General features: G+C 65.5%; 15 protein-coding genes. 5 read left to right on the top strand and 10 right to left on the bottom strand.

Features of this window, described 5'->3' with window-relative positions:
- Positions 1-430: 430 nt before the first annotated feature.
- From OXH60_03430 to OXH60_03420, 3 genes are all read left to right on the top strand, one after another.
- On the top strand, positions 431-1,129 hold the full coding sequence (locus OXH60_03430; protein ID MDE0711167.1) for a hypothetical protein: 699 nt from the start codon (positions 431-433) through the stop codon (positions 1,127-1,129).
- A 450-nt stretch (positions 1,130-1,579) separates the two neighbouring features.
- Entirely contained in the window at positions 1,580-2,884 is a 1,305-nt protein-coding gene (locus tag OXH60_03425) for an Nramp family divalent metal transporter (GenBank protein ID MDE0711166.1), read from the top strand.
- Positions 2,839-3,048 (top strand): hypothetical protein, encoded by a 210-nt coding sequence (locus tag OXH60_03420; protein MDE0711165.1) that lies wholly within the window; start codon positions 2,839-2,841, stop codon positions 3,046-3,048. The genes OXH60_03425 and OXH60_03420 overlap by 46 nt, the downstream gene beginning before the upstream one ends.
- Positions 3,049-3,229: 181 nt before the next feature.
- On the opposite strand, the gene OXH60_03415 is transcribed toward OXH60_03420, so the two are convergent.
- Both OXH60_03415 and OXH60_03410 read right to left on the bottom strand, forming a co-directional pair.
- Positions 3,230-3,700, bottom strand: coding sequence for a DUF2214 domain-containing protein (locus OXH60_03415; protein MDE0711164.1), 471 nt, complete (start codon positions 3,698-3,700; stop codon positions 3,230-3,232).
- A gap of 4 nt (positions 3,701-3,704) precedes the next feature.
- A complete protein-coding gene (locus OXH60_03410; GenBank protein ID MDE0711163.1) occupies positions 3,705-4,073 on the bottom strand; it encodes a DUF6152 family protein in 369 nt (122 codons plus the stop codon).
- Between the two features lie 479 nt (positions 4,074-4,552).
- Between OXH60_03410 and OXH60_03405 the strand changes: the two genes are divergently transcribed.
- Complete coding sequence (locus OXH60_03405) at positions 4,553-5,152, top strand: 2-hydroxychromene-2-carboxylate isomerase (protein ID MDE0711162.1); 600 nt, start codon at positions 4,553-4,555, stop codon at positions 5,150-5,152.
- Positions 5,153-5,572: 420 nt separating this feature from the next.
- Here the strand turns inward: OXH60_03405 and OXH60_03400 are convergent, their stop codons facing one another.
- Positions 5,573-5,905: an antibiotic biosynthesis monooxygenase gene (locus OXH60_03400; GenBank protein ID MDE0711161.1), complete on the bottom strand. Its 333-nt coding sequence runs from the start codon at positions 5,903-5,905 to the stop codon at positions 5,573-5,575.
- 568 nt (positions 5,906-6,473) lie between these two features.
- On the opposite strand from OXH60_03400, the gene OXH60_03395 reads away from it, so the two are divergent.
- Positions 6,474-6,764 (top strand): DUF1330 domain-containing protein, encoded by a 291-nt coding sequence (locus OXH60_03395; protein ID MDE0711160.1) that lies wholly within the window; start codon positions 6,474-6,476, stop codon positions 6,762-6,764.
- 262 nt (positions 6,765-7,026) lie between these two features.
- Here OXH60_03395 and OXH60_03390 read toward each other — a convergent pair whose 3' ends face one another.
- From OXH60_03390 to OXH60_03360, 7 genes are all read right to left on the bottom strand, one after another.
- Entirely contained in the window at positions 7,027-7,959 is a 933-nt protein-coding gene (locus tag OXH60_03390; protein ID MDE0711159.1) for an alpha/beta hydrolase, read from the bottom strand.
- 133 nt (positions 7,960-8,092) lie between these two features.
- Entirely contained in the window at positions 8,093-9,409 is a 1,317-nt protein-coding gene (locus OXH60_03385) for a hypothetical protein (protein ID MDE0711158.1), read from the bottom strand.
- Positions 9,406-10,212 (bottom strand): tetratricopeptide repeat protein, encoded by an 807-nt coding sequence (locus tag OXH60_03380; protein ID MDE0711157.1) that lies wholly within the window; start codon positions 10,210-10,212, stop codon positions 9,406-9,408. Before OXH60_03380 ends, OXH60_03385 begins: the two co-directional genes overlap by 4 nt.
- Positions 10,209-11,066 carry a hypothetical protein gene (locus OXH60_03375; protein ID MDE0711156.1) on the bottom strand — a complete coding sequence of 286 codons (858 nt, stop codon included), beginning with the start codon at positions 11,064-11,066 and terminating at the stop codon, positions 10,209-10,211. Before OXH60_03375 ends, OXH60_03380 begins: the two co-directional genes overlap by 4 nt.
- A complete protein-coding gene (locus OXH60_03370; protein ID MDE0711155.1) occupies positions 11,063-11,998 on the bottom strand; it encodes a VWA domain-containing protein in 936 nt (311 codons plus the stop codon). Before OXH60_03370 ends, OXH60_03375 begins: the two co-directional genes overlap by 4 nt.
- Positions 11,995-12,366: a DUF4381 family protein gene (locus tag OXH60_03365; GenBank protein MDE0711154.1), complete on the bottom strand. Its 372-nt coding sequence runs from the start codon at positions 12,364-12,366 to the stop codon at positions 11,995-11,997. The genes OXH60_03370 and OXH60_03365 overlap by 4 nt, the downstream gene beginning before the upstream one ends.
- Positions 12,363-13,283, bottom strand: a complete 921-nt coding sequence (locus tag OXH60_03360) for a DUF58 domain-containing protein (GenBank protein ID MDE0711153.1) — start codon at positions 13,281-13,283, stop codon at positions 12,363-12,365. Before OXH60_03360 ends, OXH60_03365 begins: the two co-directional genes overlap by 4 nt.
- Between the last annotated feature and the right edge of the window lie 86 nt (positions 13,284-13,369).

Here is a 13,369-nt window from a genome sequence, read left to right as displayed (position 1 = left end):
CACCTCCCGGTCTTGGCCTGCTCGAATCTCACATCTCCAGCTGCTTGTAGGCCGGGCGCCGCAGGCATGGCTACGCTGTGCTCCGCGTCCCATTCGTCGCCACAACGATAGCGGGGGACCACCTCCGGCAACCAACGCTGCCGCAGTCGGCGAAGAGCAAGCTCAACCGCTGAAGCCTTCGCGAGAGCCGGGGAAGCCGGATCTCCGCTTCGCTGCGTTCGGGTTGACGGTTGGGGGGCTCGTTCGCAACGCGGGTCCGGCGAAGGCAGATGTGCGCACAAGGTGGAGCGTGACCGGGGGGGAAGTGCCGCACTACCCGGGTGGCCGGCGTCAGCGTTCCCCGAAGCTTCACAATCTGAAGGCCGCAGTTACAGATTCTGCCTCCGAATCCGGGCAAGTATCAAGACCATCGACACGATAGGATGTCGAAATGAGACGCCTGCTGGTTTCCGGATTCGCGCTGTTGCTTGTTGCCGGCTGTGCCGGCGGGGGCGTCGGCGTCGTCGACGGGTTGGTGCCCGAGCGCGAACACGATCCTGTCCGTGAAGTCTCGCTGAGCACGACTGGCGAATATCGACTTTCCCAGATCGATGTGAACGGGGATGCCGTCACCGCGGTCTTCCACAACTGGGGGGTGTGGGGCGGGATCCTCAGAGACGACGTGGCCACGTGTGCGGCCATCGGTTGTCCCCCCGGCGGCGATGAGATCTTCTGGGCGACCTTGACCAGCGAAGGGGACGGGACCGTTGCCGCGATGGTGACGGGCACGCCGTCGGGAACGTCGCCGGTGAGCGGAAGTGCCGAGTGGAGAGGTGATGTCCACGGCTATGAGACGGACACCGTTGCGACCTCAGAGACCACGTCGGTCACGACACATGCTCCGGTGGAAGGCGACGCGCGACTCGAGGTCGATTTCACGGCTGCTACCGTCGATGTCGAATTCACCAACTTGGACAACTACCAGGCCGACCTGTCTTGGTCGGCGCTCACCATGGACGGTGGCGCGTTCGGGAATGCAGCCGCGGGCATCGAAGGCTCCTTCTATGGCGCGGACCACGAAGGGGCTGCTGGCACCTTCAAAATGGACGGCATCGCGGGGGTGTTCGGCGTCCTTCGTGCTTCCGAATAGTCGGCGGGGCGAACCCGTCCAGCCCGCCGTTTCTACGCACCACGTAGGTCCCGCGCCCCCGCCGGGCTTGGCGGTTGCGGTCGGACAGGATCGAGCAGCCGTCAGGCAGTGTGGGTTCCACGGACTCGCCGTGCACGCAGATGGTCGCGCATCGCGTTGCGTGGAGGCTGCGTCCTGAAGCCGCTAAGCCGTACCCCTGTTGGTTGGATCTGCGCGGCGAACGCTGACATTCGGAAGCACTTTCCAGGACGGTTAGCCTACCGGCCGGGTCGCGTCCGCTCATTCAAGGGGACGGATCGGGTAACGGCGGGAGCGGGCCGGCGGGGCCCGGGCCTAAGCCGGTGATGTGGAAGCAGCCGGTTCGTCCGCCCGTCCACATGGTCTGACCGGCAAATTCGGCGAGCCGCGCCGCCGCGTGCTATGACGAACCGGGGTTCGACGGGGGAGCCGATGGCCGACGCGAAGACCGGGCCGCGTGCGCCTGAGAGCTTCTGGCAGCACATCCGATCGCTCGGGCCCGGGCTGGTAGTCGCGCTGACGTGGCTTGGCGCCGGTGACCTCGTCGATTCCGCCGTCGCCGGCGGCAATTACGGCTACGCGCTGATGTGGGCGATGGCGCTCGCCCTGTTCGTACGCTTCGTCTTCGTGTCAATCGTCGCCAAGTACCAGCTCTGCAACCAGCACGGCGAGAGCGTGCTGTCGGGCCTCAAGCGCGTGCACCCGGCAATGCCGCTCTTCGTTGCCGTCGTGGCGGTGATCTTCGGCCACATCTACGGCTCGTTCCTGGTGCGCGGCCTCGGTCTCGCAAGCGAGGCCCTGCTGGGCTTTGGCGCCCCCTTCGCCTGGTCGGCGTTCTGGGTGGGCGCGGCGGCGGTGTTCGTATTCCGCGGCCTCTACCGCCGGCTGGAGCCAGTCTTCTACGTCTTCCTCGCCATGCTCAGCATCTCGGTGATCGGCGTCGCCGCCTGGAGCGGTCCCGACCCCGTCGCGGCGGCGAAGGGCGTGCTCCTGTTCGAGGTCCCCGAGCAACAGGGGTCCTACGGCGCGCTGCTCGTGATCGTGTCGCTGATCGGCGCGGTCGGCGGCTCGATCGCCAATCTGCTGTATCCCTACTTCATCCAGCAGAAGGGCTGGCGGGGGCCGCAATTCCGCCGCGTCCAGCTCTACGATCTCGCCTTCGGCGTCGGTGTGCTCATGTTCCTCAACCTGTCGGTGTGGGTCATTGGCGCCGAGGTGCTGCACGCGCGCGGCGAAACGATCGCGAGCCTCGCCGACCTCGCCAAGCTGCTGACGATCGCGCTCGGCGACCTCGGCGCGCCGATCTTCTACGTCGGGGTGTTCGCCGCCGTGTACAGCTCGGTGATCGGCATGGCGATGGGGTTCGGCTACCTCGTCACCGACGCGCTACGCGTCCACCGCGCGGCCGACTCCGTGCCTGCGGAGCCGTTCGACGCCGGCGCGCGTCCAGCTTACCGGGCCGTGATCGTGTGGTGCCTGTTCTCGCCACTGGTCTGGAGCCTGCCCGGCGCGCCGGACTTCATCTTCCTCACCCTCGTCGGCAGCGCGGCAACGGTGGTGGTGCTGCCCGTCCTCTGCGGCGCCTTGTGGATCCTCACGGCGCGCGGCGCGTTCATTGGCACCGAGTGGCGCAACCGGTGGTGGGAGAACGGCTTCCTAGCGGCGCTGTTCGTGCTGTCGATCTGGGGCGCGTGGCAGTCCATCGTCTCGATCATCGACGCGGCGGGCTGGGGGTAGCCCCGGGGCGGCAGGTCGTGCTCGTGCATGCCAACCTGCCCGTGCGCCGGGTCCAGGCCGCCCGGGCACTCGCGGAGCACGCGCCGCACCGCTATCTCTGCACTCTGTGCCGCCGCTCGATCATCGTCTGCGCCGCCCACGCGATCGATCACGTGGGGCGCTGATCGACAGCGAAGCGGGCTAACCCCAACAGCAATGTGGACTGTGGCGCACTTGGTGTGGTTCGACGAACTGGCGTTCGGCGGGCGGAGAGTCCGTGAATACGGTCTCACGCACTGAAAGACGGCCGCTGTTGGTGTGCTTGCAGAGAACCCGGACATGCATGCAGGCTGAACGATGTTGACCTCAATCCCCCGCGAACGCGATCAATCGCCCACAGACGAGCGCGCCGAGCCAGCAAACCGTGGAGACGACGGCGTGACCGGCCAGGTGTCCGCGCGGTGCGTCCTTGAGCAGGAACCCGTGGGCCCGGCAAAGGGCGAGCGCAGACAGGACCCCGACCGTGATGAAGGCCAGCTTCAGCTGCAGGAATCCGACATCACTGTATTCCCGCGCCCGGACCGAGAACAGCAGCGGTCCCGTGATCAGGGCGAGGATCAGCCCGCTCGCTGCTACGGGCGCGAGCACCCGCACCACCGCTTCGCGCGAGATTCCGCGCCACACGCCAAAAAGCCGCAGGTTCAGCGGGATGATGGACCCGATCAGCAATGCGATTGCAAAGATGTGCGCGGCGTTGACGCCGGCATAGAACCAGCGGGATCCCCGCAGGGCCTGCGCCAGCGCCGTCCCCTCGAGCGCTGCAAGCAGGCCTTCCAAGGTCTCAGTCGCGTCCGGGGTAAAGGATGTACTCCTGTTCGCCTAGGAACAGCCGTTCCACCTTGATCAGTTTTTCCGACACATCGGCGGCCGGCTCGCCGATCAACCGGATTTCGACTCCTACGGCCAGATCGCCGTCCTTGAGGCCGGCACGGTCGTTGCGCCAAGGCTGGCCGACCTGGGCCGTCCACTCCTCGCCGTCCACGTCGATCTTCAGGATCCCGTGGGGATTCCCCAGGCGGACGGTCTTGATGATGCCGGTTAGATCGATATTGCCGCCGGTCGTCCACGACCAGCCGTGATGCGCCAGGGCCCCAATCGTCGGAGCCGTGAGTCCCACGGCCAGGACCGCAATGATCAAGAGCCTCGTCATGTTGCGCCTCCGGTGCCTCAAGTGTTGTCGGGGCGGTTAAGTCATAGACCGGACATTCAAGCCGGCACTTCCCGGACAACCTCCACGTCAGTGATGATCATACCTTTGGCGCGTACATGACCGTGTGGTCAAGCAAGGCATTCGGCTGGGCGGGTAACCGAAGGGCTTCCCGGCAGGCAAGGACTCTGGGCCTGAGCCCCTTGGACCACAGGCCAGGCCTCAGCTGCGGTTGGGCATACGCGGGGCAGGCCAGCGGGCCCGGGGCCGGGACGTCCCGCGCGCTCACCGCAAGCGCATCATCGAAGGTCGAAGATCCGTACCCTGCACCCGCAACCACGAAAGGCCCTCGGCAGGGCTGATGTACTCGAGGGTCCCCGTTCTTTCCAACGATTTGATTCGCGAGGTCGGCCAACGATTGCTGGCACTTTGATAGTTATTGGACGGATTGATGTCTGCCGCGTTTCAGTCAGGGAATTACCATGGAGAACATCCGGACGATCGATTTCTATTGGGAGGTCGGCAGCACCAACAGCTATTTCGCGCTCCATCTGCTCCGGCCCATCGCCGAACGGCACGGGGCGGCCATCCGGTATATCCCGATCAACCTGGGCCACGTCTTCCGCCACCACAACTATGTGCTGATGGATGAGCCCGCGGCCAAGATCGCCAATCGCATCCGCGATCTGGAGCGCTGGGCAGAGCGTTACGACCTGCCATTCCGCCTCCCGACGACCTTCCCGATCAAGACCAGCCGGGCCTTGCGTGGCGCCATCGCCATGCGGCGCTGGGGCAAAGAAGTGGCCTTTATCGACGCCGTCTTCGCCGCCTACTGGGAGCGCGATGACGCCTCGATCCAGCACTACGCAGGGCTGCGTGGGATTGCCGGATCGCTCGGCGTCAATCCGGACGACTTCGAGGCGGTCGCCGAGAGCGATGAATGCCGCACCGCGCTGATCGATGCGACCGACGGGGCTCTCGATCGCGGCGTGTTCGGCGCGCCGACCATGGTGATCGGCGGCGAAGTCTTCTGGGGCAAGGATCGGATGGAATTCGTCGAGCGGGAGCTGACCCGGTCCTGACCGGTATTCCGGTCGCGGACATGCCCGCCGCGCCAACCGGCCCGATCGCGTCACCCGGGAGCCATGTCTCACGGCTGGCGCCAACAGCTCGAGCGCCGCCTGCCCCCAAGGATTTGCACCCATGAGCGACATCGCCGCCAGGCACACCGCCCCACCGCTTCCGGGCACGAACCTGCGGCCACCGGGTAGGGAATGAAGCGCACCAGTTTGGCGAGGCGAAAACGCCCGACCGTGAGTCGGCCGAGCCGGAGGTGAACCGGGCCGCCAGTGCCGAAATCGTGTTGACCGACACGATGTCGGCGTGGACCTTGGACGCTAGTTCGGAAGTGAAGTCGTCACACGGAGTGCTTCTGGGCCGCTACCGCCGGCCATGGCATATCGGCCTGCTGCGCCCGGTAGGAGTTAGTCACCGTCCCACTGTCACTGGCGCACGCTAGGGCGCCATGGAGAGGTCTCGAGTTCATAGTCGCGAACGACTTCGGCCACCCGAATGCGGTAGTGCTCGAACAGCGCGGTTCGGCCTCTCTCCTGAGCTGCGTGATGCGCGGTGCGCTCACGCCATTCCTTGATCGCCGCCTCGTCCCGCCAGGTCGAGAGAGAAAGGATCTTGCCGGGCTGCACCAGGCTTTCAAAACGTTCGATCGCGATGAAGCCGTCGATGGTTTCCAGTTCTTCCCGGAGCTGTCCGGCGATATCCAGATACTCGTCCTTGCCGTCTGCAGTTGGCTCGACCTCGAAAATGACGACATGCATGGATAAAACCCTTCGGACCGACGATGTGGAGCGCTGCCCTCAGGGTAGTACCGGGCGCCGGTCTCGACCACCGGCGGCGCGCTTCCGTCCAGAGATTTTCCTCAGTGATTGACCGACACCAGCCCTTGAACCGGGATCGGCGTGGTTGTCAGGGTTCGCCCGGTGTCGGACGCGGACGGGAGCCTGCCCGGCTGCCCGGCCGGTCGTCGGACGGTTGCTGCCGCGATGATGTCTCCGAAGTCTTGGGATTTGGGCACGACCTGGCGGGCATCCGGATTTGTCCCGTCGTTCCCGTCGGTGGTTCCCGATTGTGAGCCCGGCGGATTGAAGGGTGCAGCTTCGGCACACGGGTCGAGCGGCCGACATGGCGTTGCTCCTCGCAAATCGGAATTCCTTGGTCGGCGAACCTGCCGGCAGCTGGACGGCCGGGTGCATGGATCGGACCCCCGGACCGGCCAACAGCCTTGCGCAGGGCGCCTCCGGCCGTCAGACTCGGCGTGGCGCGGGGGCAGGTCAAGCGCGCCGGCGTGGGCGCAATAGGCCGGTACTGGACTTGAGGAGACGAAGAATGGCTGCGTATGTAATGGGTAGGGTGACGATCACCGACGGTTCGTGGGTGGAGGACTACATTCCGAAAGTCCAGGCTCAGGTGGAATCCTACGGCGGGCGCTATCTGGCGCGGAATACCGAAATCGAAAAGCTTGAGGGTTCGGACGAGCTACCCAACGTGGCCGTAATTCTCGAATTCCCGTCGCTCGAGCGTGCACGCGAGTGGTACCACTCGGCAGAGTACCAGCCGCTCCTGAAAGCCCGGCAGGCCGGGTCCATCGGCAATCTGATCCTGCTCGAAGGCCTGTAGCGTTCCGCGCGGCCGGCCAGGAACGCGCGCCGGCGCGGAATACCGAAATCGAGTGGCGCCAGGTCGGCCGGCTCGCATTCGGGGCAACCTGCGACGCGAGTGACTTGGGCCCGAAGACCGTTCTGTCCCGCCTCGAGCGCGCCAACGGAGTCTTGCCGGTTGCCGTCGGATGGCGGCAGGCCCGCGATAGACGACAGCCGGTCGTTGCTGGGTGTCTTGACGCCCCAGCTCCGTGCAGGCGTGCCCACCCGGATCGCTTGTGTCAGCCAGACATTTTCGCGGCCGGCGGGACACTGGCAGTCCCGGGCCGACGCGACGATGTCCGTGCCCTGCCGGAACCGGCGTTCTCCTCGTCGAAGAAGGTTCGCAATTCCTCGGCTACCCAGTCCGGCCGCTCCTCAGGGATCCAGTGGCCACAGTCCTCGACCACGCCCCCACGCACATCATCAGCCACGCGTCGCCAGGATTCGATGGCTGTCTTCCCGCGCCCTCGCCCCAGGGTGCCGCCGTAGCAGAGCACAGGCATCTCCAGTTTCCCTTGTGATAGGAACGCCTGATTGTCAGCGACGTCCTGTGGAGTGGCGCGGTAGAGATTGAAGCCGGCCTGCATCGCGCCCGGCTGCCGGTAGGTCCGCAGATATTCACGTTCCGCGTCTTCGGTGATGGCATCGGGGCGCCCACCCCAGTTACGGTAGAAGAAACCCAGGTAGACGTGCTCACGGCCCCGGGTCAGGGTTTCGGGCAGCTCCTCCTCCCAGTGCAGCCCATGATGCCAGCGGTTCCCGAACATCACCGAGGTGCCGTCTCCCGGCACAGGTACATCGAAGACCGCCAAGCGTTTCACGGAGTCTCGGTGCTGGGCGGCCAGCGCGAAAGCCGTCGGCCCACCCCAGTCATGCCCGACGACGAAGAGACTCTGCTCGCCCAAAGTGTCGTGAACCAGACGCCAGACATCCTGTGCAAGTGTCTTCTTGTCGTAACCACCGACAGGGCGCGACGAGTCCCCTAACCCGCGCAAGTCCGGCGCGATGACACGATAGTTCCCGGCAAGCTTCGGCATTACGTCGCGCCACATGTACCAGGTCTGCGGCCAGCCATGGAGGAGGACGACAGCCGGCCCGCTGCCCGCCATCACGTAATGCAGTCGCACGTCGCCGACGTCCGCGTAGTGGTGATGCATCGCTGTTTCAGGCATCAAGCCTGGCTTGCAGATCTGGTGTCGACGCCAAGGCCCACGTTCATGGCATGCCTGCAGCTACTGCGACCGGTTTCGCGGGTCGGGCACCCAACCTTGCGCCCGGGATCGTTGGGCTTAGGCCAAGCGAATGTCAACGCAGGAAAAGGAACCGCGAAATGCCGGGGACGATTGCCGCCAGGAATCGCTGCACGATCATTCGCCGTGATGCCAGGATGAGAGTCGCTGCAAGCCGCGGCCATCGCAGACGGTCCCCGGAGAGCCCGAAGATCGAGCGATGCAACCGTCCCACTTGATCGGCTGCGCGGGCGCCGAGCATCTGCACGTGCTGTTGGCCGACCGGGGTGCGCTGCCTGAACGTGTGTCGTCCCCACGACAGGAACGAGGCATAGAATCGCAGCGGATCATCGCTCTGCCTGGAGGCGCGCCAAAACCTCAGGTCCGTCCTCGTCGGCAGCGCGCGCCAAAGCACCAGCGCGATAGCCGAGGCCAGGGCTGCCAGCGGCACCAGCAGCAGACCCAGGAAGCCGAGTCGTCTGGCTTGGTGCCCTGCGAGGGCTTCCTCGCGCAGCGTCTGGCGTAGCGCCACCGCGTCTCGCTTGAGTGGCTCGATGCGCTGGGGCAGGAGGGTGGCGTCTTCCGGCAAGCCGAGTTCCGGATTCCAGTACGGGAACCGAATCCCGCCGATATGGGTGATGTCTTCCGTCTCGACGTAGATGTCCCACGACTGTTCCAGATGGGCGATGAAACCGTTGTCGGTCTTTTCGGTCTTGGTCGAGACTTCAGTGCTCAACACGCGGTGGCCGCTGCTCGAGTTCAGAACGAGTTCGGGAAGATCGTCCGCCGTCACGCCAGCGACCCTCAGCGCCACCGTGCGACGCACCGTGTCTCCGTTTCGGACGTCATCGACTACGGGTGACCAGGACTCCTCGATCTTCACGTCGCGGGAAACGATCCAGGCATCCCCAACGAACTCCGGGCTCTCCGGATGAACGAGAATCGTTTGCTGCGGATAGACCTCTTCGAACTCGAAACTGCGGCCGCTCCCTGGCTCGGAAATACCGGTGACGGTGATCGGCGGAACGAAGATGGTGCCGCTCCGGTCGGGCACGATCACCAGTCGGGTTTCGTGGCTGTACTTCTGGCTCCCGAGCGTGCTGTACCCGTCGTCGTCGAGGATTTCGACCTGCCGCGTGTGCGGGCGCGCGAGGACCGTCGAGCGCACGCCTTCGATCGCCGGAAGCTCGAGCCGAACACGCTTGAACGGGTCGGACGAAATAAATTGAACGTGGAGGACGATCTGCCCACCGATATAGGTTCCCCTGGTCGCCACGAACGGCGGATCCATGGTGACGTTGAACCACCGGCGATCGGCTTCGTCTGTCTGCTGCGCGACTGCCGCCACGTTGAGGAGGCACAGGCCGAGGCAGCAAAGGAAGACCCGAATCACGGCGCGGGACTCGCGATCCTGGATTCGTAGACCGCCAGCATTCTCGCGCGCACCACCTTCTCCGGATCGTCGTGAATCCTGCGGAGCAACACCTCCGCCGGCCGAGCGCTCGTCCTCGGTTTCAGGTCGACGGTGCCCACGATCCGGTGATCGTTGCGTCCGCGATCCTCACTGGTTCTGCCGATGGCGGTGGCGCTCCCGACTTCGCCCGTCGTGTCCACCGGTTTGGGTCGTTCTGCCGCCTCGCTGTCGCTGACTTCATCCGTGTCGTTGGTGTTGCCGGCCGTGTCGCGCTGCGGTGAATCGGCGGCCTGCGCCCAGTTGGAGATTCCTTCCTGGGGTTCAGAGACCATGTGCTCCTCGGTCTCGGTCGGAACGTGTTCGGGGGCGTCCTCGGGTTCCTCCGAGTCCTTGCCCGGCTCGAGCAGCTCCTTCACCAATGCCAGATTGTGTCGCGCATCAAGGTGGTTGGGGTCCAACCGCAACACCTTTTCATAGGTTGCGAGGGCTTTGGGCCATTCGCGCAAACGCGCCTGGCTGTTGCCCAGGTTGTACTGGCTGAGTGCCGTTTCCTTGACCTTGAACTCGCGCGATGCCTGCGCGTACCGACCGGCGCGGTAGGCGGCCACGCCGCGCCACTCAGTGTCCCCGAAGAGCAGGAGCGCCAGGTCCGGCCGCTGATCGCCCAGGTACTCGAGGGCGATCTCGAAATCGGTCGGCGCTCGTTCGATTCTCGGCCACAGCCACGACACGGCGACGGCGAACGCCGCGATTGCGCCCCAACCAAGCACGCGCACGGTCATGCGGACCGAATCCGGCGAAAGAAGAGCAGCCACAAACCTGCGGCGGCGGTGATCAGCCACGGGCCCGCCGCGAATCCTGCGGCGTCGTCACTGTCTCGAAGGGTATCGGCCACCCTGCCGTCCAACTCTCTGATGACGTCGTCAATGGTGGTTGTGTCGGCGAGCTGGGCGCCGATCCGCTCAGCATAGTCCTCCCAGGCGGAGGCGTGATCACCATCCACGACGACCGCCCGCAGCCAGTCGCCGGCCGCCGCCGCCTCGGCTGCAGGCACCGTGCCGCCGGTCACCAGAACGAGCTGCCCGACGACCATCCCTGCCCGGGCCAGCAGCGATTCGGCGTGCGTGACCGCCATCCCCGGCGACCGTCCGGAAACTGGCATGACCTCGGGCTTGATGACCTGCAGGTACCGGTCGAGATGCCCGCGATCGGTCGTGAAGGGCACGATGTCGAAGGCCTCTCCCGTGGCGACCACCAGCGCAGTCGGTGTCGTGGGCGCGGCGTCCAGGATTCGGTAGGCGATCCATCGCTGGCGTTCGGGGTCGACGCTGGCGCCGACATCCAGGGCAATCACACGACCGACGAGGTTGCCGGATGGTACCGGTTCCCCGAAATCGAGGACGGGGCGGGCCAGGGCCAATACCAGGAGCGCCCAAATCACCAGCCAGAGCCCGACCGGCAACTGCCTTTGCGAAACGACCTGTTTGACCATGAAGGACTGCATCGTGGTGTCGATGATCCGGTGCCAGTGTCCGGGCAGGCCCAGCCCTGCTCGACCGTGCCAGAGCTTGAGCCACGCCAGCAAGCCGAACGCCGGTAGCAGAAGGAGCAGCGCGAGCGGATACGCGAAAGTCATGCCTTGCGAATCTCCTGGACGATCAGGCCGGCAAGCAGCAGCAGCACCGCCGCGACGGCATAGAGGGACCAGTCGCGCAGGATGTGGTTTTCCTCCTCCGGTCGTTCGGTCGGCTCCATCTCGTTGATGGCGCGCGATGTCGCGGCCAGGTCGGCCGTCGATCTTGCCCAGAAGAACACGCCGTCGGCGTTGTTCGCGATGTTCCTGAGGACATCCGCGCCGTCGGCTTCGATGTTGGACGCAAAACCGATGGTGTGGATGCGGACGCCGTGCTGCGCCGCGAGGACAGCCGCGTCGAATCCGGTGAGTTCGCCCGAATTGTCTTCGCCATCGGACAGCAACACCAGTACCCGGCCGGCGTCCTGTTCAGCATCGAACGTCTTGACCGCCAGTCCGATGGCACGGCCGAGATCCGTTCGATGTCCCGGCAGGCCGATCGTCAATTCGTCCAGAACCGCCGCGACCGCCTCGACGTCGTAGCCCAGCGGCGAAATCAGGTACGCCTCATGGCCGTAGGCGATCAGCCCCACCCGATCACCTTTCCGCGCCTTGATGAAGTCCTTGAGCAGTTCCCGGACGGCCACGAAACGGGGCACGCTGACGCCGTCCAGGACCATGTCCTGCTGTTCCATGCTGGCCGACAAGTCGACGGCGATCATCAAGTCGCGGCCCGTCGGCGTCACGAGGATCGAGTCGCGGCTGTAGGGCCCGGCAAGCGCGACCACGAGCAGGGCCCAGCCCAGGGCCTTGATCCAGAGGTCTTCCGGCCGCCGTCGCCGTCGCCGGCCCTCGTCGGACAATCCGGAAATGAGGCCCCGGATCGGCGCCGGTACCGGCAGCGCTGCGTTCGCGGCGATGGCGGGCAGAATCCGCCAGGCCAGGAGCGGCAGGGGCAACAGCACGAATACCCAGGGACGCATCAGGTCGATCATCGACCGAGTTCCCTGCTCAGGAAGGCAATAAACTCGTTCCGCTCGCCCTGGGAAACCGTATCCGGACGGCGGTAGGCGAGGGGCGGCAGGGTGACGGGACGCCGCGCCCGTTCCGACAGGCTGGCCGAGAACGCGAGCAGCATTGACCATTGCGTCGAGTGGTCGTCCACCTCGAGAATCCTGGCCAGCTCGGCTCTGGCGGTCCGCCGCCATTGGCTGCCTCGCCAGAACCGCACGACGAGGATCGCACCCACGACTGCCGCCAGCAGCACGAACGGCCAGAGGGCAAACGTGCTCGGCGCCACCAGGCCAGGGTCCGCGGGCAGTTGAATGTCGCGCAGCTGGGCGAGAACCGTATCTTCGGTCATCGCCCGGGTCCCGGAGACAGGAAACCGCCGCTCGCGGCTTCGGTAATCCGCCAGCCGTCCTTGATGAGTGCCCGGCGCAGGTTGCGCCGGAGCTCCCTTACAACGTCCTGGTGCCGGTTTGCCATCGATTTCGAGACTGTCGCCAGTCGACGCACGGGGTCGCCCGTCGTCTGGTAGGGGTAACGTCCGGAACGAAGCGGGCGACGGAACATCGGATCCTCGACGATTATGGCGCGAAAATGCCGGAACGTGTTCAGTTCGCGCACTTTCTCGGCCAGGGCCGGGGCCGTGTCGCCGAAGTCACTGAAGACACAGATTTCGTCGCCGAACTTCAGCAGCCGGCTCGCGGTGTCGATCGCCACGACCAGGGCGTCCTCGCCATGATGCTCGGACCGCGAAAGCGCTGCAGCGTAACTTTCCTCTAGGTGCTTCAGCAGGAACAAGACATGACTTCGCCCTCGACGCGGGCGAACCAGCACTTGGTCCGGCACGATGACCATGCCGACCGGCTCCTGCAACACGAACCCTTCCCAGGCCATGTGCGCCGCCAAGAGCGCGGCGGTCTTGGCCATGGGTCGCGTTTCGGTGCCGAACAGCAGGTGTGCTCGGAAGTCGACGATCAGCATCCGGGCAAGATGCGATTCAGCGACGAACCGCTTCATCTGGGCGCGTCCGGTGCGGGCCGTCGCGCGCCAGTCCATCCAACGAATGTCGTCCCCGGGCACATACGGACCGACGCTGTCCAGGTCCATGCCCTGGGCGCGTCGGCGGCCGGGACGCATGCCGGTCGGATACCGTTCGCCTGGCAGCAACCGACCGCGCACATGACGCGGCTGCGTCGCCATGAGCTCGCGCAGCGTCAGCGTGGTTGGATTGGTCGTATCCGAGCCGGTCCGCTGGGCGCGACTAGACCACACTGACCTGTTCCAGCAAGTTCTGGACGATCTGGTCCGGCGTGACGCCGTCCGCCTCCGCGCGATAGGTCAAGCCCATGCGATGCCGC

Source organism: Rhodospirillales bacterium, from assembly GCA_028824295.1.
Lineage (GTDB): Bacteria > Pseudomonadota > Alphaproteobacteria > TMED109 > TMED109 > VXPW01.
The sequence above is the reverse complement of the archived record's forward strand: the minus strand, read 5'-3'. Positions and strand labels throughout refer to the sequence as shown.

Excerpts from the sequence above, each read along its gene's own strand:
- OXH60_03390 (MDE0711159.1), bottom strand. The coding sequence starts at position 7,959 with ATGCCTGAAACAGCGATGCATCACCACTACGCGGACGTCGGCGACGTG.
- OXH60_03410 (MDE0711163.1), bottom strand. The coding sequence starts at position 4,073 with ATGACGAGGCTCTTGATCATTGCGGTCCTGGCCGTGGGACTCACGGCT.
- OXH60_03375 (MDE0711156.1), bottom strand. The coding sequence starts at position 11,066 with ATGACTTTCGCGTATCCGCTCGCGCTGCTCCTTCTGCTACCGGCGTTC.
- OXH60_03380 (MDE0711157.1), bottom strand. The coding sequence starts at position 10,212 with ATGACCGTGCGCGTGCTTGGTTGGGGCGCAATCGCGGCGTTCGCCGTC.
- OXH60_03370 (MDE0711155.1), bottom strand. The coding sequence starts at position 11,998 with ATGATCGACCTGATGCGTCCCTGGGTATTCGTGCTGTTGCCCCTGCCG.
- OXH60_03425 (MDE0711166.1), top strand. The coding sequence starts at position 1,580 with ATGGCCGACGCGAAGACCGGGCCGCGTGCGCCTGAGAGCTTCTGGCAG.
- OXH60_03430 (MDE0711167.1), top strand. The coding sequence starts at position 431 with ATGAGACGCCTGCTGGTTTCCGGATTCGCGCTGTTGCTTGTTGCCGGC.
- OXH60_03395 (MDE0711160.1), top strand. The coding sequence starts at position 6,474 with ATGGCTGCGTATGTAATGGGTAGGGTGACGATCACCGACGGTTCGTGG.
- OXH60_03365 (MDE0711154.1), bottom strand. The coding sequence starts at position 12,366 with ATGACCGAAGATACGGTTCTCGCCCAGCTGCGCGACATTCAACTGCCC.
- OXH60_03400 (MDE0711161.1), bottom strand. The coding sequence starts at position 5,905 with ATGCATGTCGTCATTTTCGAGGTCGAGCCAACTGCAGACGGCAAGGAC.
- OXH60_03405 (MDE0711162.1), top strand. The coding sequence starts at position 4,553 with ATGGAGAACATCCGGACGATCGATTTCTATTGGGAGGTCGGCAGCACC.